The organism is Streptomyces sp. NPDC017676, from assembly GCF_044329325.1.
Lineage (GTDB): Bacteria > Actinomycetota > Actinomycetes > Streptomycetales > Streptomycetaceae > Streptomyces.
In genome coordinates this window covers 186755-211486 of record NZ_JBIRJA010000010.1, presented here as the reverse complement: position 1 = coordinate 211486, position 24732 = coordinate 186755, and the positions used below count along the sequence as shown (strand labels likewise).

The following is a 24732-nucleotide window of genomic DNA, read 5'->3' as shown; positions in this document are numbered from 1 at the left end:
CTGAACGGAACCGCTCCCACTGGTGCGAGTGAAGGTAGCGCCAAGTGGCCGGTCTGCCCAGAGGAGTTGCTCGACTTTTCCGCGACCGGATCCGTCGAATCTTTTCGACTCTTCAAGCACCTTGACCGCTCCGGGCCCCGTCCCCACTATGGGAGCGCTCCCACTGGTTCAAGCCTTGACTTCTCCCGAGCCGCACGCCCGCAAGGAGGAACCAGCACATGGATCCCGGACGCAGACGCACAGCCGTGCGTCGGTTGTGGACCGCGGCGGCCGCCGCGTTCGCCCTGCCCCTGACGATGCTCGCCACCGGCACCCCGGCCGCGCACGCGGCGACGGTGCAGTGCAGCGTCGACTACAAGACCAACGACTGGGGTTCGGGCTTCACCGCCGACCTCACGATCACCAACCGCGGTACCGACGCCATCGACGGCTGGACGCTGACGTACGCCTACACGGGCAACCAGAAGCTGTCCAACGGCTGGAACGGCACCTGGTCCCAGTCGGGCCAGACGGTCACCGTGAAGAACGCCTCGTACAACGGCACGATCGCGGCGGGCGCCGCCGTCTCCACCGGCGGCCAGTTCACCTACAGCGGCAGCAACACCGCCCCCACGTCCTTCGCCGTCAACGGCACCACCTGCGCCGGCGCGCACCAGCCGCCGGTGACCGTGCTGACCAGCCCGAGCGCGGGCGCGGTCTACTCGCAGGGCGAGGCGGTGCCCCTCGCGGCGACCGCGGCGGCGGCCGACAACGCGACCATCGGCAAGGTGGAGTTCTACGACGACACCACGCTGCTGGGCACGGACACGAGCGCGCCGTACTCGCTCTCGGTCTCCAGTTTGACCGTGGGCAGTCATTCTCTGGTGGCGAAGGCGTACGACAGCCTGGGCGCGTCCGCCGCCTCCACCCCGGTCGGCATCACGGTCGCCTCCGGGCCCGCCGTGGTCGCCTCGCCGTCCCAGCTCGGCGTCCAGCAGGGCAAGTCGGGCACGTTCTCGGTGAAGCTGTCGACGCAACCGAGCGCGAACGTGACGGTGAGCACCAGCCGCACCAGCGGCAACACCGGCCTGTCCGTGACGGGTGGTTCCGCGCTGACCTTCACCCCGTCGAACTGGAACACCGCGCAGACGGTGACCGTCACGGCGGACTCCTCCGGCACCGGCAGCGCGACCTTCACCGCGTCGGCCACCGGCCACACCAAGGCGACGGTCACGGTCACGGAGCTGCCCGCGTCGAAGGCGTACGACGCCCGCTTCCTGGACCTGTACGGGAAGATCACCAACCCGGCGAACGGCTACTTCTCCCCCGAGGGCATCCCGTACCACTCGGTGGAGACGCTGATCGTCGAGGCCCCGGACCAGGGTCACGAGACCACCTCGGAGGCGTACAGCTATCTGCTCTGGCTCCAGGCGATGTACGGCAAGGTGACCGGCGACTGGTCCAAGTTCAACGGCGCGTGGGACATCATGGAGAAGTACATGATCCCCACCCACGCCGACCAGCCGACGAACTCCTTCTACAACGCCTCCAAGCCGGCCACGTACGCGCCCGAGCTGGACACCCCTAACGAGTACCCGGCGAAGCTGGACTCGTCCGTGTCGGTCGGCCCGGACCCGATCGCCGGTGAGCTGAAGTCGGCCTACGGCACGGACGACGTCTACGGCATGCACTGGATCCAGGACGTGGACAACGTCTACGGCTACGGCGACGAGCCCGGCAAGTGCGAGGCCGGTCCGACGGCCACCGGACCGTCGTACATCAACACCTTCCAGCGCGGCTCCCAGGAGTCCGTCTGGGAGACGGTCCCGCAGCCGACCTGCGACGCCTTCAAGTACGGCGGCAGGAACGGCTACCTGGACCTGTTCACCGGCGACTCCTCCTACGCCAAGCAGTGGAAGTACACGGACGCCCCGGACGCGGACTCCCGCGCCGTGCAGGCCGCGTACTGGGCGGACGTGTGGGCCAAGGCGCAGGGCAAGAGCGCCGACGTGTCCGCGACGGTCGCCAAGGCCGCCAAGATGGGCGACTACCTGCGGTACGCGATGTACGACAAGTACTTCAAGAAGATCGGCAACTGCACGAGCCCGTCCTGCCCGGCCGGCACCGGCAAGGACGCCTCGCACTACCTGCTGTCCTGGTACTACGCCTGGGGCGGCGCCACCGACACCTCCGCCGGCTGGGCCTGGCGGATCGGCTCCAGCCATGTCCACGGCGGCTACCAGAACCCCCTCGCCGCCTACGCGCTCAGCTCGGTCGCCGACCTGAAGCCCAAGTCGGCGACGGGCGCGACGGACTGGGGCAAGTCGCTCCAACGGCAGCTGGAGTTCTACCAGTGGCTCCAGTCGTCCGAGGGCGCCATCGCGGGCGGCGCGACCAACAGCTGGCAGGGCCGGTACGCCTCCCCGCCGGCCGGCGCGTCCACCTTCTACGGCATGTACTACGACTGGCAGCCCGTCTACCACGACCCGCCGTCCAACCAGTGGTTCGGGTTCCAGGCGTGGTCGATGGAGCGGGTCGCCGAGTACTACCAGCAGACCGGGAACGCCTCGGCGAAGGCGATCCTCGACAAGTGGGTCAAGTGGGCGCTGTCCAAGACCACGATCAACCCGGACGGCACCTACCGCATCCCCTCCACCCTCCAGTGGTCGGGCCAGCCCGACACCTGGAACCCGTCGAGCCCCGGCGGCAACAGCGGGCTGCACGTCACCGTCGCGGACTACACCGACGACGTCGGCGTGGCCGCCGCCTACGCCAAGACGCTGACGTACTACGCCGCCAGGTCCGGTGACGCCACCGCCAAGTCCACGGCGAAGGCGCTGCTGGACGGCATGTGGAACAACCATCAGGACAGCCTCGGCATCGCCGTCCCCGAGACCCGCACCGACTACAGCCGGTTCGGCGACAGCGTGTACGTGCCGAGCGGCTGGACCGGCACCATGCCGAACGGCGACGCGATCAACTCGTCGTCCACGTTCGCCTCGCTCCGGTCCTTCTACAAGAGCGACCCGAACTGGTCGAAGATCGAGGCCTACCTCAAGGGCGGCGCCGCGCCCGTCTTCACGTACCACCGCTTCTGGGCCCAGGCGGACATCGCCCTGGCCATGGGCTCGTACGCGGAGCTCCTGGAATAGACCGGCACCTCTTCACGGGCGGTCCCCACCCACACCGGGGGCCGCCCCCGTCATGAGAGGACTCCCGCCATGCTCAGAACCCGCATCCTCACCGCCGTGCTGGCCCTCGCCGCCGGCCTGCTGTCCGGCACCCCGCCCGCACTCGCCGGCTCCGCCCCGCGCACGGCCCTCGCCGCGGACACCTACACCTGGAAGAACGCCCGGATCGACGGCGGCGGCTTCGTCCCCGGGATCGTCTTCAACCGCTCCGAGAAGAACCTGGTCTACGCCCGCACCGACATCGGCGGCGCCTACCGCTGGCAGGAGCCGACGAAGACGTGGACACCGCTGCTGGACTCCGTCGGCTGGAACGAATGGGGCCACACCGGCGTGGTGAGCCTGGCCTCCGACCCGGTCGACCCGGACAGGGTGTACGCGGCCGTCGGGACGTACACCAACAGCTGGGACCCGACGAACGGCGCGGTGCTGCGCTCCGCCGACCGGGGCGCGAGCTGGCGGAAGGCCGACCTGCCGTTCAAGCTGGGCGGCAACATGCCCGGCCGGGGCATGGGCGAGCGGCTGGCCATCGACCCGAACCGCGACAGCGTGCTGTACCTGGGCGCGCCCAGCGGCAAGGGCCTGTGGCGGTCGACGGACTCGGGGGCGACCTGGTCACAGGTGACGAGCTTCCCGAACCCCGGCACCTACCGCCAGGACCCGAGCGACACGAGCGGGTACGCGAGCGACAACCAGGGCATCGTCTGGGTCACCTTCGACGAGTCCACGGGGACCTCCGGCAGCGCGACGAAGACGATCTACGTCGGGGTCGCCGACCAGGACAACGCGGTCTACCGCTCGACGGACGCGGGCGCCACCTGGACCCGGCTGGCCGGCCAGCCGACCGGACACCTCGCGCACAAGGGCGTGCTGGACGCGGAGAACGGGTTCCTGTACCTCGCCTACAGCGACAAGGGCGGTCCCTACGACGGCGGCAAGGGCCGGCTGTGGCGGTACGCGACGGCCACCGGCACCTGGACGGACATCAGCCCGGTCGCGGAGGCGGACACCTACTACGGCTTCAGCGGGCTCACGGTCGACCGGCGGCACCCGTCCACCGTCATGGCGACCGCGTACAGCTCCTGGTGGCCGGACACCCAGCTCTTCCGCTCCACCGACAGCGGCGCCACCTGGACGAGGGCCTGGGACTACACGTCGTACCCCGACCGCGCGAACCGGTACACCATCGACGTGTCCTCCTCCCCCTGGCTCACCTTCGGCGCGCACCCCTCCCCACCCGAACAGACGCCGAAACTGGGCTGGATGACGGAGGCCCTGGAGATCGACCCGTTCGACTCCTCCCGGATGATGTACGGGACGGGCGCCACGCTCTACGGCACCGAGAACCTCACCGAGTGGGACAGCGGCGGCCGGTTCACGGTGAAGCCGATGGTGCGGGGCCTGGAGGAGACGGCGGTCAACGACCTCGCGGCGCCGCCCTCCGGGGACGCCCGGCTGTTCAGCGCGCTCGGTGACATCGGCGGCTTCCGGCACACGGACCTCACCGAGGTGCCGTCGATGATGTACACCTCCCCCACCTTCACGACGACCACGAGCCTGGACTTCGCGGAGTCGGATCCCGCCACGGTGGTCCGGGTCGGCGACCTGGACTCGGGCCCGCACATCGCGTTCTCCACGGACAACGGCGCCGACTGGTTCGCCGGGACCGATCCCCCGGGCGTCTCGGGCGGCGGCACGGTGGCCGCGGCGGCGGACGGCAGCCGGTTCGTGTGGAGCCCGGAGGGCACCGGGGTGCGGTACGCGACGGGCTTCGGCACGTCCTGGTCGGCGTCGAGCGGCATCCCGGCCGGCGCGCTCGTCGAGTCGGACCGCGTCGACCCCAGGACCTTCTACGGCTTCAAGTTCGGGAAGTTCTACGTCAGTTCGGACGGCGGCGCGACCTTCACCGCCTCCTCCGCGTCGGGTCTGCCGAGCGGGGACAGCGTGCGCTTCAAGGCGCTGCCCGGCACGAAGGGCGACATCTGGCTGGCGGGCGGGGCGACGGACGGCGCGTACGGCCTGTGGCACTCCACGGACGGCGGCGCGAGCTTCACCAGGCTGCCGAACGTCGAGCAGGCCGACACGATCGGCTTCGGCAAGGCCGCGGCGGGAGCCTCGTACCAGACGCTCTACACCAGCGCGAAGATCGGCGGAGTGCGCGGCATCTTCCGCTCCACGGACCAAGGGGCGAGCTGGACCCGCATCAACGACGACGCCCACCAGTGGGGCTGGACGGGCGCGGCGATCACCGGCGACCCACGGGTGTACGGCCGGGTGTACCTCGCGACCAACGGCCGGGGCGTCGTGTACGGCGACACGTCCGACACGAGCGGCGGCGACGGCGGCGGGAGCGGTGGCGGTGGTACGAATCCTCCTCCTGCCGGCGCCTGCACGGTCAGTTACAAGATCACCAACCAGTGGGCCGACGGCTTCCAGGCGGACGTACGGCTGACCAACACCGGCACGACGGCCTGGAACGGCTGGTCCCTCGGCTGGACGTTCCCGGACGGCCAGAAGATCACGCAACTGTGGAACGCCGACCACACGCAGTCGGGTCCGGCGGTGACGGCGAAGAACGTGAGCTGGAACGGCACCGTGACGGCGGGCTCCTCGGTCGCCTTCGGCTTCACGGGAAGCTGGTCGGGCGCGAACACGAGGCCGGCGGTGTTCACCCTGGGCGGCCGGACCTGCGCGACCGGCTGACCTCGCGGCACTGGTGCGGCGGCGGTTCCCGTGGTGTGCTGGTGGTGACGGGAAGGACGCGTTGCAGACGCGGGGAAGCGGCCGGCAGCCGCGCACCGCGCAATCCTGATCCGCGAGAAGCGGGTGACGCCCTTCCCGTCCTGTCGTGCCCGGGGCCGCCGCGCACGCCGCCCCTGTGCCGAGCGGCACGGGGCCCCGCTGTTCCGGGCCGAAGGGCCCCGGTCCGGGGGCCGTGCGGCCCCTGGTGACGGACGGCGGGCGCGGTCAGCCTGGAGGCGGGAGCGAGGAAGGGAGCCTCCGCGATGACCTCCGCCACCGCCATCACCGCAGCTCTGCCGGCCGAGCAGCGTCCCCCGCTGATGCGTCTCGCGCGCGCGGTCGCGTTCGAGGCCGGCACCCGTCTGTTCGAGGAGGGCCGGCGCGCCGACCGCTTCTGGATCGTGCGTACCGGCACCGTCGCCCTCGACCTGCACGTCCCCGGCCGCCGTCCCGCCGTCATCGAGACCCTCGGGCACGGCGAACTGGTCGGCTGGTCCTGGCACTTCCCGCCGTACCTCTGGCACCTCGGCGCCGAGGCGATGAGCCCGGTGCGGGCCTGGGAGTTCGACGCCGGCACCGTGCGCGCGATGTGCGCGGCGGATCCCGAGTTCGGCCGGGCGATCGCGGCCTGGGTGGGGCGGGTGGCCGCCCAGCGGCTGCACGCCTCCCGGGTCCGGCTGCTCGATCTCTACGCCCCGTACGGCAGCGGTGGTCCGGCCTGACCGCCGTACCTCCGCGGACAGGGAGACGGCCCGCGCGCGTCCTGGTCGCGGACCGTCACCCGGCGGGCAGCGGGACCCGCCAGCTGAGCGTGGTGCCGCCGCCGTCCGGGCGGGCCAGCTCCAGGCTCCCGCCGAGCTCCGCCGCACGCTCGGCCATGTTGCGCAGCCCGCTGCGGCGGCCGTCGGGCGCGATGCCCACACCGTTGTCCGAGACGGTCAGGCACACCTCGCGGCCGTCGGTGGTCAGCACCACCTGGGCGCGGTCGGCGCGCGCGTGCCGGGCGATGTTGGTGAGGGCCTCGGAGAGCACGGCCATGACGTGGTCGGCGATCTCGGGCGGTACGTCCGTGTCCACCAGGCCCTCCATGCGCACGCTGGGCGCGAGGCCCAGGACGGGGGCCGCCTCGCCCACCGTGCGCACGACCCTGGCGCGCAGCCCGCCGCCGCTGCCGGCGCCCGCGCGGGTCCGCAGCCCGAAGATCGTCGACCTGATGATCTTGATGGTCTCGTCGAGGTCGTCCACGGCCCGCAGGACCCGCTCGGCGGCCTCGGGGTGCTCGATGAAGCGGCCCGCGCTATGCAGGGTCATCCCGGTCGCGAACAGCCGCTGGATGGCCAGGTCGTGCAGGTCCCGGGCGATCCGGTCGCGGTCCTCCAGCACTGCTATCTGCTGGGCGTCCCGCCGGCGCTCGGCCAGTTCCATGGCGATCGCGGCCTGGGCGGCGAACCCCTGGAGCATCTCGGTCTCCTTCGCAAGGAAGACCGGCCGGCCCGCCTCGCGGGCCACCAGGACCACCCCGCGCACACCGCCCTCCCCGGTGCCGATGGGCACGGCCACAGCGGGGCCGAGACCGCCGAAGCGGGGGGGTTCGGACGAGATCCGGGTGTCGTGGTTGACGTCGTCGCTGGTGACCGGGGCCGCGGCGGAGAAGGCCAGGCCCATGAGGCTGTCCCGCGGGGGCAGCACGAGCCCGCGGTGTGCCTCCGCCTCCGCTCCCACGGCGATCTCCACGGAGAGCGACCCGGTGTCCGCCATGGGCATCGCCACCGCCGCCAGGGCCGACCCCGTGATCTCCCGGGCGCGCTCCGCGATCAGCTCCAGGGCCTCCGCGCGCTCGCTGCCGGACATCAGACGGTGGCCGATCTCCGCGTTCGCCAGCAGCCAGCGCTCGCGCAGCCGGGACTCCTCGTACAGGCGGGCGTTGTCGATCGCGACGCCGGCGGCGACGGCGAGCGTCGACAGCACCGACTCGTCCTCCTCGTCGAAGTCCGCGCCCCCGCGCTTCTCGGTCAGGTAGAGGTTGCCGAAGACCTGGTCGCGGACCCGGATCGGAACGCCGAGGAAGCTGTTCATCGGCGGATGGCCGGGCGGGAAGCCGTACGAGGCGGGGTGCTCGGAGATCTTCGGCAGGCGCAGCGGTTCCGGGTGCCGGATCAGCTCGCCGAGGATGCCGTGCCCCTCCGGGTACGGGCCGATCGCGGCGATCTCCTCCTCGCAGACGCCGACGGTGTGGAAGGCCGACAGGGTCCTGCCGTCGGGTCCGATGACGCCGAGGGCGGCGTACTCGGCGTCCACGAGCACGGCCGCGGCCTCCACGATCGAGCGGAGCGCCTGTTCCAGCTCCAGCTCGCGGCCGACGGAGAGGACCGCCTCCAGGAGGCTGTGCACCCGGTCGCGGGTGCCCCGAGCCGCGTCGATCCGGGCCTGCAGCTCCTCCAGCAGCTCGTCCAGCCTGAGCTGCGGCAGGCGTAGGCGGGGCTCCTCCGGGCGGTCCACCACGTGCCTCCAGGTCCCCTCGCCGCGCCGGCCCGGCGCCGACGGGTCGTCTCCACGGTATCCGGTCCGGCCCCGGGGGGGCGGCGTGCGGTGCCGGCCCCCGCCCACCGGCCGGAGCCGGGACCATCGGCCGCCGGCCGGGGACATCCGGCACCGGGAGAACGGACGGCTCCCGCCGACAGTGGGCCCAGGATCGGCATCGATCCCCCGCGGTGCCGCTCCGCCGCATCGCCCTGACCGCCCCGGGTGCCGCGAGCGGTCGTCCTGACCGCCCCGCGTGCCGCGAGCGCAGGGCAGCGCTGCCGGCCGACGGGCGGGGCGCACCGCAGGAGCGCCGGCTCTGCGCTCCGGGGCCGTATCCCGCCGGCACCCGGCCGGTACGGGGCCGGGTGCCGGCGGGACCCGGAGAGAGGGCCGACCGGCCCTTCCGGGACGCGGGCGAGCCCGGTTCGCTGGGTCCATGCCCGAGAACCACGAGCCGCCCGGGTCGGCACTCCTCGCCGGGCCCGTCGCGGCACCTGCGCACCAGGACGGCCCCGGCCCCACGGTGCTCACCCTGCACGGGGAGATCGACCTGCTGACCGCGCCGGCCCTGTCGGAACGGCTCGACGCGCTCACCGCGCGTCCGCGCCCCGACCTGGTCCTGGACCTGCGGCCGACCGAGTTCATCGACTGTGCCGGGCTGGGCGTCCTGTGCCGGGCGCGCAACCGGGTCCTGGCCCGGGGCGGGCGACTGCGTCTGGTCACGGACAGCGTCCGCTTCCTGCGGATGCTGCGGGTGACGGGCCTGGGGGGCGTCTTCGACGTACGGCCCCGGCTCCCCGGGCCCGCGCGGGGCGCCGGGCGAGTGGGGCCGGTCGGCCCTGGTGCGTGCGGCACCGGCGGGTCATGATCGGGCTCAGGGACAGTCCGCAGCCTGCCGTCCCGGGGAAGAAGAGGTCGCCATGCCCGAGACACGCACCTTCACGGAGCAGGACCCGATCCGGGTCTTCCTGGTGGACGACCACGAGGTGGTCCGGCGCGGCCTGGCCGACCTGCTCGGCACCGAGCCGGACATCCGCGTGGTGGGTGACGCGGACACCGCCGGGCACGCGCTCGCCCGCGGTCCCGCCCTGCGCCCGCACGTCGCCGTGCTCGACGTGCGCCTGCCCGACGGCGACGGCATCTCGGTCTGCCGGGAGCTGCGCGACCGGATGCCGGGGCTGGCCTGTCTGATGCTCACCTCGTTCGACGACGAGGAAGCCCTGCTGGACGCCATCATGGCCGGGGCCTCCGGTTACGTCCTGAAGCAGATCAAGGGCTCCGACCTGGTGTCGGCGGTCCGTACCGTCGCCTCCGGACAGTCGATGCTGGACCCGGCGACCACCGCCCGGCTGATGCGCTCCCTGCGGGCCGACCCGGCCGGGAACCCGTCCCTGCCACCCGAGTTGGCGGGCCTGTCACCGCGCGAACGGGACATCCTGGCGCTGGTCGGGGACGGGCTGACCAACCGTCAGATCGGCCAGAGGCTCTACCTGTCGGAGAAGACCGTCAAGAACCACATCTCGCGCCTGCTGGCCAAACTGGGGGTGCAGCGCCGGGTCCAGGCCGCGGTCCTCGCCTCCCATCTCGGCCGACCGGGGCCGGAAGGACGCTCGTCGCGCTGAGACGGACGGGACGCGCTCGATTCACGGTGTCCCGGAAGGAGCCGGCGCCGGCTTGCGGAAGGCTCTCAGACCGAAGCGGGGGTCGGGGCGGGGGCGGTCCTGGTCGGGGAGCCCGGCCAGGCGCGTGGCGAACTCCTCGGTGCGCGGCTCACCGGGCGGCAGCAGGGTGAACCAGCCGCGGCGCAGGTCGGCGATGGTGCTGCGGGGGCTGCGGCCCTGCCCGGAGCCACGGAAGGAGCCGTGCCCGGCGGGCCGGAGTCCGTGCCGGGTGGCGTGGGCGGTGACGGTTCCGGCGGCGTCGGCGGCGGGACGGCGCGGGCGGGCGGCGAGGACGGCGTCGATGTCGCTGCCGACGTCGTGCGCGGCGGCCTTGTCGACCGTGGTGACGTACACCCCGCCGGGCCGCAGCACGCGGGCGCACTCGCCGACGACCGCGGCCACGTCCTCGGGGTCGTCCAGCAGGTGCAGCAGCCAGATGCTGGTGACCGCGTCGAAGGCGCCGTCCGGGAAGGGCAGTCGGCGGCTGTCGGCCCGTACGATCGCGCCGGGCAGCCGGGCCGACGCCCTGCGGACCATGGCCGGGCTGAGGTCCGCGCCGATCACCCGCAGCCCGGGTCGTGCGGCGGCGAGCCGCCGGGTGACGATGCCGGTGCCGCAGGCGACGTCGAGGAGGCGGCCCGGACCCCCGGGTATCAGACCGAGGACGGCCTGTGCGGCCTCCTGGGCGCGGGCCTCGCCGCCGCGCGAGGCGTCGTAGTCGCCGGCTTCCTTGTCGTAGTCGAGCACATCGCTCAGTGTGCTCCGTGACCCGGGGCGACGTCCTCCACCCTGCGGGCGAGGGCGAAGTCCTTCGCGGTGACGGCGCCGCCCGCGCTGTGGGTGTGCACGCTGAGGGAGACGGTGTCGTAGCCGAGGGTGAGGTCGGAGTGGTGGTCCAGCTCGTCCTGGATGCCGGCGATGTGCATGACGAGGGCCGCCGCGGCGAAGTGGGAGCCCAGCCGGTAGGAGCGGGTGAGACGGTCGCCGTCCACCGACCAGCCGGGCAGCTCGGCCAGCCGGTCCTCGATCTCCTTCTGCGACAGCGGTTCGACGGCCATGGCCCGGGCTCCCTTCGCTGCGTGCCCCCTGCGGGGCGTGGCGGGTACGGGCTCAGACTGCCACGCCGGCCAGGGGCTCGGCACACCGGCGCGGCCCGGGCACAAACCGCTCGTTCCCCCGCCCCGGGCTCGACTAGGGTCGGCGGCATGCCTCTCCCCGTGTCCGTTCCCACCGCCTCCGTCGACGTCACCGGCAAGGGCGTCGGCCCGCTGTTGCGCGCGTGGCGGGAGCGGCGGCGGATCTCGCAGCTGGACCTGGCGCTGCGCGCCGACTCCTCCGCGCGGCACATCAGCTTCGTCGAGACCGGCCGGTCCCGGCCCAGCGAGGAGATGGTGCTGCGGCTCGCCGAGCAGCTCGACGTGCCGGTGCGGGAGCGCAACGCCCTGCTGCTGGCGGCCGGTTACGCGCCGCGCTATCCGGAGACCCCGCTGGACGACCCGGCGCTGGACGCGCTGCGCGACGGCATGGAGCGGCTCATCCGGGGCTACGAGCCCTACCCCGCGCTGGTGGTCGACGCCGGCTACACGGTGGTCGCCGCGAACCGGGGCATCGCCCTGCTGCTGGACGGCGTGCCGGAGGAGCTGATGGAACCGGCACCGAACGCGATGCGGCTGACCCTGCACCCGGAGGGGCTGGCACCGCGCATCCGGAACCTGCGGGAGTGGCGAGGGCATCTGCTGGCCCAGATGGAGCGGGAGATCGCCCTGCACCGCTCGGACCGGCTGCGCGCCCTGTACGAGGAGGTGGCGGCCTATCCGGTGCCCGAGGAGCCGGTCGACGGCGAACCGGCCGAGCCGGTGCCGTACTTCGCGCTGCCGCTGCGCATCGAGCATGCCGGGCGGGTCCTGTCGTTCGTGTCCTCGATCTCCACGTTCAACACGCCGATGGACGTCACGGTCGCCGAACTCGCCATCGAGACGTTCCTGCCGGCCGACCCGGCGACCGCGAAGTACCTGCACACGCAGTCCGGTTGAGGTTCATCACCTCGGGCACGTGTGCGAGGCGGCAACACGTGACAGACTGCTCCCCGCGTGAATCGGTGCGCAGGGGAGGGCGTGGCGGTGAGTGAGCGGCGGGCTGCGCCCACCGTGGGCCAGGTGGTGCTGGGCAAGCGGTTGCAGGAGCTGCGGGAGGCGGCGGGCCTGAGCCGTGAGGAGGCCGCCCGGGTCCTGCGGGTGGCGTCGGCGACCGTACGGCGGATGGAGATGGCCGAGGTCGCGCTGAAGATCCCTTACGTGCAGGTGCTGGTGACCACCTACGGGGTGCCCGAGGAGGAGGCCGACGCGTTCGTGCGGCTGGCCGAGGAGGCGAACCAGCCGGGCTGGTGGCAGCGGTTCCACGACGTGCTGCCGGACTGGTTCAGCCTGTACGTCAGCCTGGAGGGCGCGGCCCGGGTCATCCGTTCCTACGAACCGCACTTCGTGCCCGGTCTGCTGCAGACCGAGGACTACGCGCGCGCGGTGCTGGAGGCGGGGACGATCGGGCAGACCTCGCCGGAGACGGTCGAGCGGCACGTCTCGCTGCGCATGGAGCGGCAGCGGCTGCTGGAGCGTGAGGACCCGCCCCATCTGTGGGTGATCATGGACGAGACGGTGCTCAGGCGCCCGGTGAGCATGCGGCCCGAGGTGCTGCGGGACCAGCTCGACCGGTTGCTGGAGTACGCCGGGCGGGACCGGGTCACCTTGCAGATCGCCGAGTTCGCGGCGGGCCCGCACCCGGGGACGTACGCGCCGTTCACGTTGTTCCGGTTCGCCGAGCCGGAGCTGCCGGACATGGTGTTCACCGAGTACCTGACCGGCGCCCTCTATCTGGACTCGCGTCAGGAGGTGGCCGCGCACCTGGAGGTGCTGGACCACATGACGGCCCGGGCCGCGTCCGCCCAGCGCACGCTGAAGCTGCTGAGGGAGCACCGCGAGAGCCTCTGAGGCCGGGGTGACCCGCAGGGGCCCGCTGGTGCCGCTCGTGGTCCGGGCGTGACCCGTACGGGTCTGCGGACAGGTGCGTCGCCGGGGCCGCCCCTAGGTTCTGAGTAGTGCCCGAGGGGTGCGGCCCCGACCACGCGGGCGGGCCCGCCCCGGCGACGCGAAGGAGGCCCGATGCCCTCGGACGCGGTGCTCCACCAGGCGGCGGCGCTGTGCCTGACCTACCCGGACGACGGTCTGATCGCCCGGCTGCCGCTGCTGCGCGAGGCCGCCCCGCCGCTGCGGGCGTTCACCGACCACGCGGCCGTCACCCCGCGGCGGGAGCTGGCCGCGCACTACGTACGGGTCTTCGACGTCGGGAACCGGCACAGCCTGTACCTGAGCCGGTGGCACGACGACGGCACCCGGCGCGGGACGCCCCTGGTCCGCTTCCAGGACGTCTACCGCCGGCACGGTCTGGAGTGCAGCGGCGAGGAGCTGCCGGACTTCCTGCCGGCGGTGCTGGAGTTCACCGCGCGGACCGGCGACACCAGCCTGCTGACCGAGCACCGCGACGGTCTGGAGCGGCTGCGTACGGCGTTGACCGACTACGGCACCCCGTACGCGGACGTCCTGGACGCGGTCTGCGCCACCCTGCCGGCCGCGCCCACCGCAACGCCCCCATGACCGTGCACCCCGGCCGGGCGGCCGGGGTGCGCCGACTGCCGGGCGTCAGGCCAGCTCGGCCGTCAGGGTGATCGTCGTACCGGTCAGGGCCTGGCTGACCGGGCAGTTCTTCTTGGCGTCCTCGGCGGCGGACCGGAAGCCGTCAGCGTCCAGGCCGGGCACCTCGCCGCGCACGGTGAGGTGGATGCCGGTGATGCCCTCGCCGGGCTGGAAGGTGACGTCGGCGTTGGTCTCCAGCCGGGTGGGCGGGGTGCCGGCGCCGGCCAGGGCGTGCGAGAGGGCCATGGAGAAGCAGCTGGAGTGGGCGGCGGCGATCAGCTCCTCGGGGCTGGTCCTGCCGTTCGCGTCCTGGGCGCGCGAAGCCCACGTGACCGGCTGCTGGCCGATGCCGGAGGAGTCGAAGGTGACGATGCCGCTGCCTTCGAGCAGGTTGCCTTCCCAGACGGTGTGCGCGGTGCGCGTGGTTGCCACGATGCTTCCTTTCGCGAGTGTCGCGGTTCCGGGGTTCCCGGATGTCCCTATCCGATCACATCCGGGCTCGTCGCACTCCGCAGACCGGCCCACGGGCCGTGAACGGCAGGTGACGTCCCCGCACGATCGGACAGGCGGGTTCCCCGCGCCGGCGGTGCGGGCGCGGCCGGATGTCAGGCGGCCCGCTCCTCCTCCACGTCCGGGGTGAGCGGCACCTGGGGCCCGTCCAGCTCGCTCAGCCAGCGGCGCAGCACATGGTGGATGTGCTCGGCGCCGGTCAGTTCCTCCCCGTCCCCGGCCGGTGCGGACAGCTCGTGCGGGGAGAGCAGGAACGGGTGGGACTGGGCGCCGCCGAGGCCGCCGTGCGAGCCGATCTGTTCCTCGAAGGCGAGGACTTCGCCGTCGGCTGGGTCGTAGGCGGAGTTCACCATGATGTCGGCGGTGTGCGGGAAGGAGTGGGTGCGGCGGACGGCGTCGGCGGCGCCGGGGCCGAAGCGGGCCAGCGGGCCGGACTCGTCGTCCAGCTCGGCCAGGGGGATCTCGGCACCGTAGGCGCCGAGGACGACGCCGTCGTGCTCCTCGCTGCGCACGAGGAGGAAGCCGATGCCCGGGTGGTTGGCGAGGGTGGTGAGCAGGGCGGGGTGCCGGGCGTCGATCTCCTCCTTGGTCATGCGGTGCGGGACGTCCGGGAAGGAGATGAGGCCGAGGTTGCCGGAGGCCAGCACGATCGGCTCGGAGCGGCGGGAGGGGCGGTGGTGCTCGCCCTTCTCCTCCACCGGGCGGCGCAGGGCGGCGCGGACGGCGGCGCGGGCCTCGGCGCCGCTGCGGGTGCGCTGGGCCCGGCGCGGGACGGGCAGTCCGCAGCCGGCCCGGACCAGGTCGCCGAGGGTGAGGCCGTAGCGGGCGTGGAACGTCTCGCCGGGGCTCTGCCCGTGGTCGGAGAGGACGACGATCCGGTAGGGGCGCGGGGCGTGTTCGGCCACCCGTTCGAGGAGGGCGAGGGAGCGGTCGAGGCGTTGCAGGACCTTCTCGGCGTCGCGGCTGCGCGGGCCGGAGTGGTGGGCGACCTCGTCGTAGGCGACGAGGTCGGCGTAGACGGCGGTGCGGCCGGCGAGCATGTCGCCCATGACCGCGGCGACGACGACGTCCCGTTCGACGACGGTGGCGAAGGCGCGGACGAACGGGTAGAGGCCGCCCCGGCCGACGCGCGGGCGCTGTCCCCGCAGCCGGGCACGGGTGGACTGGCCGATCTCGCGGCCGACCTCGGCGACGAACGACAGGGCGGTGCGGACGGCGCCCGCCGGGTCGCGGAAGTAGGCGAAGTACCCGGCGCGGGAACGGTTCCCCGGGCCGCGGCGGCGGGTGGCGATCGACAGGACGAGGGCCTGCTCGCCGGCGCCGCCGCTGAACAGGTTGCCCCGGCTGGCGCCGTCGACGGTGAGCAGTCCGCCGTCGCCGGTGTGCCGTATGGCCCGGCGTTGCAGCTCGGCGGCGCTCGTCGGCCGGTTGCAGACCATCACCTCGCCCCGGTCCTTCTCGTACCAGCGGAACGCCGGAACGTCGAAGGTGGAGCCGTGCAGGATGCCGAGCTGGCTGGCGCCGGTCTGGCTGGACCAGTCGGTGCGCCAGGGCGTGAGGCGGTGGGTGGGCCGGGCGCGGCCGGCCGCCGGGCGCGGGGTGCCGGCCGCCGGGCGCGGGGTGCCGGCCGCCGGCGGTGTGCGGTCGCCCTCGCTCGCCGGCCGTACGCCGTCGCCGCCGGACAGCCAGCGGCCCACCGTCGGCATCAGCCCCTTGCGGACCGCGTCGACCAGGACGTCGTGGCCGACGCCGTCGAGCTGCACGCACAGCAGTCCGGGCGCGGTGGGGCAGGGCGGATGGTCCCGTCTGCCGCGGGTGGCCAGGCGGTGCAGGCGGCGCCGGTAGGTCTCGTCGTCGCGCACGGCGAGGGCCGCGCCGGTGGCGGACGCGACGGCGGACATCACGGCGGCCACGATGACGGCGGTCTCGGGCGCGGCCTCGCCGCGTCCGGAGGGGTTGATGCGCAGGGCGAGCAGCAGCAGGGAGCCGTTGAGGAAGAAGACCAGCAGGCCGAGGACGAGGGCGGGGACGAGCAGCAGCAGGCGGACCAGGAGCGGCCAGACCACGGCCGAGAGGATGCCGAAGGCGCCGGCACCGCAGGCGGCGGCCACGGCGATGCGGGTGGCGCTGTCGCCGTCGGCGGACTGGAGCTGGAAGTCGGGCAGGATCGCCGCGAGGACCAGCATGGTGACCGTGGAGACCGCCCATACGGCGACGCTCCGCCCGATCTGACTGGCGATCCGTCGCCACCGCACCCCGCGCACGCCCCGCACACCTCACGTCCCGGCCCTCCCTCACCCGGTGGCCGGGGGGCCTCCTCTCGCTTCACCGGCCCGATCGGGCCGGCTCCACCTTGTCACACGCGCGGGCGTCCGCCCGGACGGGCCGTCGGACAGGGGACGCGGACGGGGACCGCGTCACCGCCCGTCGTAGCCGGCCGTCGGCATCGACAGCCGGCGGTGCACCCGGGCCTTCATCTGCGCGTCGTACGCCGGCTCGGCCCGCCCCACCGTCTCCACGCGTACGCCCCGGCGCGCGCACTCGGCGGTGAACTCCTCCACCGACGACAGGGCCCTGCGCAGCACGCGGAGGCTGGGCGCGACGAACACGTCCACCCCGGGACGCACCCCGTCCCAGAGCGCGCAGTGGTCGAAACGCAGCCCGCCGACGAGAAGTTCCCGGGCGACCACGTAGCCGCGCTCGGCGGCCCAGCGGGCGCACATCGCGTGCTGGCTGCGCGAGTCCACCAGGAAGGGGTCGGCCTCCAGCTCCTCCAGGGGTGTGAGGCTGGCGATGGCGGTGACCCGCACGGTCGTGAGCGCCCCGAAGGCACCCCGCGGCTGTCCCATGGCGTCCCCCTCACCTCCGGGTTTCGCCGCCGACCCTACTCCTGCCCGTAGGCTTCGGGGAGTCGCGTGAAGGAGGCGAAGAAGGTGCCGGTGGAGATCACGTGGTGGGGTCACGCCACCTGTGCGCTGGAGGATGCGAACGTACGCCTGCTGACCGACCCCCTGTTCGCCCGCCGGCTGGCGCACCTGCGACGGCGCCGGGGTGCGGTGCCGCCCCCCGGGGCCCGCCGCGCGGACGTGGCGCTGGTCTCCCACCTGCACGCCGACCATCTGCACCTGCCGTCGCTCGCCTGCCTCGACCCGGGCACGCGCCTGCTCGTGCCCCGGGGCGCACCACGGGCGGTACCCGGTCTGCGCCGGCTGCGACAGCTGCGGATCACCGAGGTGGCCCCCGGGGACGAGGTGCGGATCGGCGAGCTGCTGGTGCGTGTGGTGCCGGCGCTGCACGACGGGCGGCGGCTGCCGGTGGGTCCGCACCGCTCGCCCGCGCTGGGCTACGTCATCGAGGGCGAGGCGCGGACGTACTTCGCAGGGGACACCGGGCTGTTCGACGACATGGCCGAGCGGGTGGGGCCGGTGGACGTGGCGCTGCTGCCGGTGGGCGGCTGGGGGCCGTATCTCGGGGAGGGCCATCTGGACGCGGGACGCGCGGCACGCGCGCTGGCCCGGCTGGCGCCGCGGATGGCGGTGCCGGTGCACTACGGCACGTACTGGCCGATCGGCATGGACGCGGTGCGCCCGCACGAGTTCCACGCGCCGGGCGACGAGTTCGTGCGGCTGGCGGCGGTGGCCGCGCCGGGGGTGGCGGTGCACAAGCTGGGGCACGGGGAGAGCGTGCGGCTGGAGGTCGCGCGGTGACCTGGCTCGCCGACGCGTCGCGGGCGGTGACGCCCGGGTCGACGCAGCAAGTGATGGGCTATCCCTCGCTGTTCCTGCTCGTGCTGATCGGGGCGCTGGTGCCGGTCGTGCCGACGGGCGCGCTGGTGAGTTCCGCGGCGGTGGTGGCGTTCCACCAGACGGCGCCGCTGTCGCTGGCGTTGGTGTTCGGGACGGCGTCGCTGGCCGCGTTCCTGGGGGACGCGGCGCTGTACTGGCTGGGGCGGCGCGGGATGCGGTCGAAGAACGGGTCGCGGTGGCTGGAGGCGATACGGTCGCGGGCGCCGGAGGAACGGCTCGCGCAGGCGCGGCAGAAGCTGGCCGAGCACGGGGTGGCGGTGCTGGTGCTGTCCCGGCTGGTGCCCGCCGGGCGGATACCGGTGATGCTGGCCTGTCTGATGGCGGAGTGGCCGCTGAGGCGGTTCGCGCGGGGGAATCTGCCCGCCTGTCTCGCCTGGGCGGCCACGTACCAGGTGATCGGGATACTGGGGGGTTCCCTGTTCGCCGAGCCGTGGGAGGGGGTCGTCGTGGCGGTGGTGCTGACGGTTCTGATCAGCGCGGCGCCCGGTGTGTGGCGGCGGGTCCGGGCTGCCGGGTGAGGGCGCGCCGGGACGCGGCGTCAGTCCAGCACTCCTGAGGCGCCGACCGGCAGGTCCCACAGGTCCTCGCGCTCAAGCCCCGCCTTCTCCCAGGCCGTCCGCACTCTGGTGAGGGGCTCCAGGACCGGTTCGACGGAGAGGATGAACGTGGCCCAGTGCATGGGGGCCATGCGGCGGGCGCCGAGGTCGAGGGTGGCCTGGACCGCTTCCTCCGGGTCGCAGTGGACGTCGCTGAGCCACCAGCGGGGGTCGTAGGCGCCGATGGGCATCAGGGCGAGGTCGATGCCGGGGTAGCGGCGGCCGATGCGGGAGAACCAGTGGCCGTAACCGGTGTCGCCGGCGAAGTAGAGACGCTGTCCGTCGGAGTCGGTCAGGACCCAGCCGCCCCACAGGCTGTGGCAGGTGTCGGTGAGGGTGCGCTTGGACCAGTGGTGGGCGGGGACGAAGTCGAAGCGGACGCCGGAGAGTTCGGCGCCCTCCCACCAGTCGAGTTCGGTGACGCGGGTGAACCGGCGGCGCCGGAACCAGCGGCCGAGGCCGGCGGGTGCGAACACCGGGGTGTCGCGCGGGAGTCGGCGCAGGGTGGGGGCGTCCAGGTGGTCGTAGTGGTTGTGGCTGATGACGACGGCGTCGACGCGGGGCAGGCTCTCCCAGGGCACGCCCACGGGGGTGATGCGGGCCGGGGTGCCGAGGATGCGGCGGGACCAGACGGGGTCCGTGAGGACGGTCAGGCCGCCGATGCGGACGATCCAGCTGGCGTGTCCCGCCCAGGTGACGGCGAGGGTGCGGGTGTCGACGCGGGGCAGCGGGGCCGGTGCGTAGGGCAGACGCGGGATGTCGGCGAGGCCTTCGGGTCCGGGGCGCACGGCGCCTTCGCGGGCGAAGCGGGCCATGGCCTTCAGACCGGGCAGCGGGGCGGTGAGCCGGTCGTGGAACGTGCGGGGCCAGACCCGGTGTTCGCCCAGCGGGCGGGGCTCGGCCAGGGGCGGGAGAGGGGGCGCGGGGCGGGGCGGCGTGCCGGGTTCGCCGGCTGCCGTGGTCGTCGTCGTGGCCGGGCCGGGCTCATGCGTCTGCTGCGTCTGCTGCGTCATCGAGGAGGCTCCCATCGCTGAGCGTCGTCGCGGAGATCGTCGAAGGCCGACCTCAAGGAGATCAACGCGCGTTGCACGTGTGGCAGTTCCAACGGTTCGGGTGACGTGAGGGATTCGGTGCGTTCCTCGTCCGTGGCGCCCAGCAGGGGCCCGGTGGCGAGCCGGACGCGCAGCGCTCCGAGGTCGTCGCCGAAGCGGTGGCCGCCGGGCGCGGGCATACCGAGCCGTGCGGTGAGGAGGTCCTCCAGTTCCTGGGCGTCGCCGACGCCCTGGGCGGCGAGCGGTTCACGCAGCGGGCCGAGATCGACGTACAGGTGCCGGCCGGCCTGCGGGGGCCGGGCGAACGCGCCGGCGGCGACGACGGCGGCGTGCGCGGCGGCGGCCACGCGCGCGTGCAGCCGTACGGTGGCCTCTCGGCGTTCGATGACGGGCGGGGGTTCGTCCAGGGCGTAGCCGGCGGCCGCGGCGACCGGTGTGGGAAGACGGGCGCCGAGCGCGGTGAGGATGTCGAGCACGCGCGCGTGGAGGTGCCGTCCGCCGTCGGTGGCCGGGAAGCGGGCGATGGCGGCGGGCCAGCCGGGGGGCAGCAGGGCGCCGGCCAGGTCGGTGACGACGGTGACCTGGTCGGGCCACATTTCGGCGGGACTGATCAGGACGGTGTCGTGCGGGACGTGCAGGGTGTCGCGCCAGGTCTCGTCGCTGACCAGGTGCAGGCCCTCCGCGGTGGCGGCCTCGACGGTCTCGTGCAGCAGTTCGGGCGGGGTGACGGTGGCGGTGGGGTCGTCGGCGACCGACAGCACCAGCAGCCGGGGGTCACCGCCCTCGGCGCGGACCCGGCGGACGGTCTCCAGCAGGGCGTACGGGTCGGGGACCCCGCCGCCCTCGGCCGGGGTCGGCACATGGAAGGCGGGCCGGCCGAGGATGCGGGCGTACGGCGCCCACCAGGCGGGGCAGGGCCGGGGTACGAGGACGTCCGCGCCGTCGCCGGCGAGCGCGGCGGTCAGGGCGAGCAGCAGGGCGGGGGCGCCGGGTCCGGCGGCCACCTGGTCGGGGACGCAGGGCAGGCCGCGCCGGGTCCAGTAGCCGCAGGCCGCCTCCAGCAGGGCGGGGGCGCCGCCGACGGGATGGGCGTCGGCGCGGCTCGCGGCGGCGGAGAGTACGGCGGACAGTTCGGGGAGCACGGGCAGGCCGTCGCCGGGGAGCGGCGGGCCGTAGCGGACGGGGCCGTGGCCTTCTCCGGGGTCCGTCCGCCGCATGTCGCCTCCGCGCAGTCCGTGGTGCCGTCGTGCCGCCCGCTGCGGGCCGCGCTGTCCGTTGTGCCGTCGTGCCGCCAGCCGCGGAGTGCTGTCCGTGGTGCCGTCGTGCGCCCGTTGCGGGCCGTGTTGTCAGTGGTGTCGTCGTGCCGCCCGTTGCGAGCCGCTCAGTCCGTCATGCCGTCGTGCCGCCCGTTGCGGGCCGCGCAGTCCGTCGTGTCGTCGTGCGCCCGTTGCGGGCCGTCCTGTCCTCATGGCCTGCTGTGCCGTCCGCGTGTGCCGTGTGGGTCTCCGACCTGTCGGGGCGGGTGTCCGTCTCGTCGTCCGTGTCGTGCCGTGTCGTGTGGTGTCCCGGGCCGGCTGTGCGGCGGGCGGTTGTGGTGAGGTCCCCCGGCGGCGTCCTCGGGAGGTGTGTACCCGCCGGACGGCGCTCCATGGGCGGTGCCGGAAGTTGCCCGGATCACATCCCCGCGGGTTCGCCCTCCCGGAACCGCCGGTGGCCGAACAGCCGGTAGACGGCGCCCGCGCAGGCGGCGGCGATGAGGGCGGCGCCGGCGGCCAGTGCGGGTACCGAGTCGTCGAAGGTGCCGCCCTGTCCGGCGTCCACGCCGTGCTGGACGCCGGCGGGCGCGCAGGTGTCGGAGCCCTGGGACTCGCGACAGGTACGGCCGTCCGAGCAGCCCCCCTCCCGGGACTCCGCGCACCAGTGGTCGTCATGGCCGCAGGAGCCCGCCCCCGCGCCGGCTCCCGCCCCCGCGCACTCCCGCCCGGAACCGTCCTGCCCGGCGGGGTCCTTGCCCGTCCCGGCGGCGTCCTTGCCCGTGCCGTCCCGCCCGGCGGAGTCCTTCCCGGTGTTCTGCCGTCCACCACTGTCCTGCCCGACACCGTCCCGCCCGGCTCCCGTCCCACCGCCGTCCTGGCCGCCGCCGTCCGGTCCGGTCACCTGTCCGGGCCCCACCTCGCCACCGCCCACCCGGCCGGCACCGTCCGGGCCGACACCGTCCGCGCCCAGAGCGTCCGGGCCGAGACCGTCCCACCCTTCGCCCGCCCCGTTCCCGGCTTCCGGGTCCCCGAGGCCGTCCAGCCCGGGCACGGCCGCCTCGCCGCCCTCCCGCCCGGCGTTCTGCGGGCTGTCCTGACCGCACGGTGTGCCGTCCACGCAGGCCGTGGTCGGCGCGGTCGGGGCCTCGCCGCTCCGGGTGAGGGGGGAACCACCGGTGGACCGCTTGCCCGGGGCCGCGGAGACGGACGGACAGGGGCCGTCGGCGGTCCGGGCCGCGCCGGGACCGGTGGCCGGAGGAGTGCTCCCGGTGCGGTCCTGGGCGGTGGTGCGGACGGCGCCCGGGGCGGCGGCCGGCGCGCCCGGCGACGGCCCGCCGACGGGGTCGCAGAGCGCGGACACGGTGCGGGTGCCCGAGGCGGGGTCCGCGACGGCGGCGGGGCCGGCCAGGGCGAGCACGGCGCCGGCGGCGAGGGCGGTGGACAGGGCGCGGGCGGTGCGGCGCATGGAAGGGGCTCCTCGGCGGACGGCGGACGGCGGACGGCGGACGGCGGACGGCGGACAACGGGCGGCGGACAACGGGCGGCGGCGGGACGGCCGGACGTCGGTACCCGGTGCGGCGTACACCGGCGTACCGGTCGCGCCGGTCGCGCCGGTCGCGCGCGGTGTGACCGTCGTACGGGGCGTCGGCGACACCGTGCGGTGCCCGGGTGACGGGGGCACGGGGCCGTGCCCTCGCTGCCATGACAGCCCGCGTCCCGCCGTGCCGCGCGCGGCCGGAGCCCATTCGCGGGACACGCGGGGCCGGCCGGGTGACAGTCCGGCCGGCGGCACGCACGAGGCGCCCCGGAACCCGCCCCCGTACCCGCCCCCGGAGGTTTTCCGTCCCCCGCGCAGGTGACTCGGTAAGCGCTGACCGGATCGTCCGCTTCGCACTGCACCGGGAGGTCTCTCCATGAGCACCAAGGTCTCCGACCACATCCTCGAACGCCTGCGCGCTTGGGGGGTGGAACAGGTCTTCGGCTACCCGGGTGACGGCATCAACGGGCTGCTCGCCGCCTGGGGCCGCGCCGAGGACCAGCCGCGGTTCATCCAGTCCCGGCACGAGGAGATGTCCGCGTTCGAGGCGGTCGGGTACGCGAAGTTCAGCGGCCGGATCGGGGTCTGCGCGGCGACCTCGGGGCCGGGGGCCATCCATCTGCTCAACGGCCTGTACGACGCGAAGCTGGACCATGTGCCGGTGCTGGCGATCGTCGGGCAGACCAACCGGACGGCGATGGGCGGTTCGTACCAGCAGGAGGTCGACCTGCACACGCTGTACAAGGACGTCGCCTCGGAGTTCGTCGAAACGGTGACCGTGCCGGAGCAGCTGCCGAACGTGCTGGACCGGGCGATCCGGACGGCGTACGCCCGGCGCTGCCCGACCGCGCTGATCATCCCCGGCGATGTGCAGGAGCTGGACTACTCGCCGCCGACGCACGAGTTCAAGATGGTGCCCTCCAGCCTGGGGATGAGCGACTACACGGCGACCCCGACGGACGAGGCGCTGCGCCGGGCGGCGGACGTGCTGAACGCGGGCGACAAGGTGGCCGTCCTGATCGGACAGGGTGCCGCGGGCGCGGTCGCGGAGGTCCGGGAGGTCGCCGAGCTGCTCGGCGCGGGGGTGGCGAAGGCGCTGCTCGGCAAGGACGTGCTGAGCGACGAGCTGCCGTACGTCACCGGGCCGATCGGGCTGCTCGGCAGCCGGGCGTCGTACGAGATGATGCGGGACTGCGACACGCTGCTGACGATCGGCTCGTCCTTCCCGTACACGCAGTTCATGCCGGACTTCGGCAAGGCGCGCGGGGTGCAGATCGACATCGACCCTCACATGATCGGCATGCGCTACCCGTACGAGGTGAACCTGGTCGGTGACGCCCAGGCCACGCTGCGGCGGCTGATCCCGCTGCTGAAGGCGGAGGGCCGCGGGCGCGAGTGGTACGACACGGTCTGCGCGAACGTGAAGCGCTGGCACGAGACGATGGAGCGGCGGGCCGGGCTGTCGGCCGATCCGATCAACCCGGAGCACGTGGCCCGCGCGCTGGACCCGCTGCTGCCGGACAACGCGATCCTCACCTCGGACTCGGGGTCGGTCGCCAACTGGTACGCGCGGCACATCACGATGCGGCCGGGCATGCGCGGTTCGCTGTCCGGGACGCTGGCGACGATGGGCCCGGGGGTGCCGTACGCGATCGGCGCGAAGTTCGCGCACCCCGACCGGCCGGTGTTCGCCCTGGTCGGGGACGGGGCGATGCAGATGAACGGCCTGGCGGAGATGATCACGGCGGCCAAGTACCGGGACCGCTGGTCGGATCCGCGGCTCGTGGTGGCGGTGTGGAACAACCAGGACCTGAACCAGGTGACGTGGGAGATGCGGGCGATGGAGGGCGCCCCGTCGTTCCTGCCGTCGCAGTCGATCCCCGATGTGCAGTACGCGGCGTTCGCCCGGTCGCTCGGTCTGACCGGGATCCGGGTGGAGAAGCCGGAGGACGTGGAGGCGGGCTGGCGGGCCGCCCTGGACGCGGACGGACCGGCGGTGATCGAGTTCCTCACCGACCCCGCCGTACCGCCGATCCCGCCGCACGCCAGCTGGGAGCAGATGGAGGCCACGGCCGCGTCGATCCTCAAGGGCGACGCCGACCGGGGCTCGATGGTCAAGCAGGGGCTGAAGGCGAAGGTCCAGGAGTTCCTGCCGGGCCGGCAGAAGCACTAGGCCGAGCGGTGGCCGGGCGGCGC

General features: G+C 73.9%; 20 protein-coding genes. 11 read left to right on the top strand and 9 right to left on the bottom strand.

Translation table 11 applies throughout. From position 1 onward, the window contains the following. Positions 1-218: 218 nt before the first annotated feature. The 3 genes from ACH4LD_RS23300 to ACH4LD_RS23290 all read left to right on the top strand — a co-directional run bounded on the left by ACH4LD_RS23300 (position 219) and on the right by ACH4LD_RS23290 (position 6631). On the top strand, positions 219-3131 hold the full coding sequence (locus ACH4LD_RS23300) for a glycoside hydrolase family 48 protein (protein ID WP_398053674.1): 2913 nt from the start codon (positions 219-221) through the stop codon (positions 3129-3131). Positions 3132-3200: 69 nt separating this feature from the next. Continuing rightward, positions 3201-5870, top strand: coding sequence for a cellulose binding domain-containing protein (locus tag ACH4LD_RS23295; RefSeq protein WP_398053673.1), 2670 nt, complete (start codon positions 3201-3203; stop codon positions 5868-5870). Positions 5871-6172: 302 nt separating this feature from the next. Next, complete coding sequence (locus tag ACH4LD_RS23290) at positions 6173-6631, top strand: cyclic nucleotide-binding domain-containing protein (protein WP_398053672.1); 459 nt, start codon at positions 6173-6175, stop codon at positions 6629-6631. Between the two features lie 55 nt (positions 6632-6686). Here ACH4LD_RS23290 and ACH4LD_RS23285 read toward each other — a convergent pair whose 3' ends face one another. Beyond that, the gene (locus ACH4LD_RS23285; RefSeq protein WP_398053671.1) at positions 6687-8408 is read right to left on the bottom strand and encodes a GAF domain-containing protein; all 1722 of its coding nucleotides are present in this window, start codon (positions 8406-8408) and stop codon (positions 6687-6689) included. Positions 8409-8868: 460 nt separating this feature from the next. Between ACH4LD_RS23285 and ACH4LD_RS23280 the strand changes: the two genes are divergently transcribed. Together ACH4LD_RS23280 and ACH4LD_RS23275 are read left to right on the top strand one after the other, a co-directional pair. Beyond that, a complete protein-coding gene (locus ACH4LD_RS23280; protein ID WP_398053670.1) occupies positions 8869-9300 on the top strand; it encodes an STAS domain-containing protein in 432 nt (143 codons plus the stop codon). Between the two features lie 52 nt (positions 9301-9352). Beyond that, positions 9353-10054, top strand: a complete 702-nt coding sequence (locus ACH4LD_RS23275; protein ID WP_398053669.1) for a response regulator — start codon at positions 9353-9355, stop codon at positions 10052-10054. A 21-nt stretch (positions 10055-10075) separates the two neighbouring features. Here ACH4LD_RS23275 and ACH4LD_RS23270 read toward each other — a convergent pair whose 3' ends face one another. Then, positions 10076-10840: a class I SAM-dependent methyltransferase gene (locus ACH4LD_RS23270; RefSeq protein WP_398053668.1), complete on the bottom strand. Its 765-nt coding sequence runs from the start codon at positions 10838-10840 to the stop codon at positions 10076-10078. A gap of 5 nt (positions 10841-10845) precedes the next feature. Next, entirely contained in the window at positions 10846-11151 is a 306-nt protein-coding gene (locus ACH4LD_RS23265) for a 4a-hydroxytetrahydrobiopterin dehydratase (protein ID WP_132782723.1), read from the bottom strand. A gap of 147 nt (positions 11152-11298) precedes the next feature. Between ACH4LD_RS23265 and ACH4LD_RS23260 the strand changes: the two genes are divergently transcribed. From ACH4LD_RS23260 to narJ, 3 genes are all read left to right on the top strand, one after another. Further along, positions 11299-12126, top strand: coding sequence for a helix-turn-helix domain-containing protein (locus tag ACH4LD_RS23260; RefSeq protein WP_398053667.1), 828 nt, complete (start codon positions 11299-11301; stop codon positions 12124-12126). Positions 12127-12213: 87 nt separating this feature from the next. Then, a complete protein-coding gene (locus tag ACH4LD_RS23255) occupies positions 12214-13077 on the top strand; it encodes a helix-turn-helix transcriptional regulator (RefSeq protein WP_103813496.1) in 864 nt (287 codons plus the stop codon). Between the two features lie 171 nt (positions 13078-13248). Continuing rightward, on the top strand, positions 13249-13740 hold the full coding sequence (narJ, locus tag ACH4LD_RS23250) for a nitrate reductase molybdenum cofactor assembly chaperone (RefSeq protein WP_398053666.1): 492 nt from the start codon (positions 13249-13251) through the stop codon (positions 13738-13740). Positions 13741-13785: 45 nt separating this feature from the next. Here the strand turns inward: narJ and ACH4LD_RS23245 are convergent, their stop codons facing one another. From ACH4LD_RS23245 to ACH4LD_RS23235, 3 genes are all read right to left on the bottom strand, one after another. Next, positions 13786-14211, bottom strand: a complete 426-nt coding sequence (locus ACH4LD_RS23245; RefSeq protein WP_398053665.1) for an OsmC family protein — start codon at positions 14209-14211, stop codon at positions 13786-13788. Positions 14212-14384: 173 nt separating this feature from the next. Then, positions 14385-16553, bottom strand: a complete 2169-nt coding sequence (locus ACH4LD_RS23240; RefSeq protein ID WP_398053664.1) for a phage holin family protein — start codon at positions 16551-16553, stop codon at positions 14385-14387. Positions 16554-16706: 153 nt separating this feature from the next. After that, complete coding sequence (locus tag ACH4LD_RS23235; protein ID WP_030643559.1) at positions 16707-17138, bottom strand: hypothetical protein; 432 nt, start codon at positions 17136-17138, stop codon at positions 16707-16709. Between the two features lie 84 nt (positions 17139-17222). Here ACH4LD_RS23235 and ACH4LD_RS23230 point away from each other — a divergent pair, with 84 nt between their 5' ends. Then, on the top strand, positions 17223-17996 hold the full coding sequence (locus ACH4LD_RS23230; protein ID WP_132783398.1) for an MBL fold metallo-hydrolase: 774 nt from the start codon (positions 17223-17225) through the stop codon (positions 17994-17996). A 53-nt stretch (positions 17997-18049) separates the two neighbouring features. Next, positions 18050-18613, top strand: a complete 564-nt coding sequence (locus tag ACH4LD_RS23225; RefSeq protein ID WP_398054113.1) for a DedA family protein — start codon at positions 18050-18052, stop codon at positions 18611-18613. Positions 18614-18633: 20 nt separating this feature from the next. Here ACH4LD_RS23225 and ACH4LD_RS23220 read toward each other — a convergent pair whose 3' ends face one another. The 3 genes from ACH4LD_RS23220 to ACH4LD_RS23210 all read right to left on the bottom strand — a co-directional run bounded on the left by ACH4LD_RS23220 (position 18634) and on the right by ACH4LD_RS23210 (position 22464). Further along, positions 18634-19704 (bottom strand): MBL fold metallo-hydrolase, encoded by a 1071-nt coding sequence (locus ACH4LD_RS23220; protein WP_398053663.1) that lies wholly within the window; start codon positions 19702-19704, stop codon positions 18634-18636. After that, positions 19701-20960 (bottom strand): aminotransferase class I/II-fold pyridoxal phosphate-dependent enzyme, encoded by a 1260-nt coding sequence (locus ACH4LD_RS23215; RefSeq protein WP_398053662.1) that lies wholly within the window; start codon positions 20958-20960, stop codon positions 19701-19703. The genes ACH4LD_RS23220 and ACH4LD_RS23215 overlap by 4 nt, the downstream gene beginning before the upstream one ends. Positions 20961-21417: 457 nt before the next feature. Then, positions 21418-22464: a hypothetical protein gene (locus ACH4LD_RS23210; protein ID WP_132782730.1), complete on the bottom strand. Its 1047-nt coding sequence runs from the start codon at positions 22462-22464 to the stop codon at positions 21418-21420. Positions 22465-22912: 448 nt separating this feature from the next. Here ACH4LD_RS23210 and ACH4LD_RS23205 point away from each other — a divergent pair, with 448 nt between their 5' ends. After that, entirely contained in the window at positions 22913-24709 is a 1797-nt protein-coding gene (locus ACH4LD_RS23205; protein WP_398053661.1) for a thiamine pyrophosphate-requiring protein, read from the top strand. Positions 24710-24732: the final 23 nt, after the last annotated feature.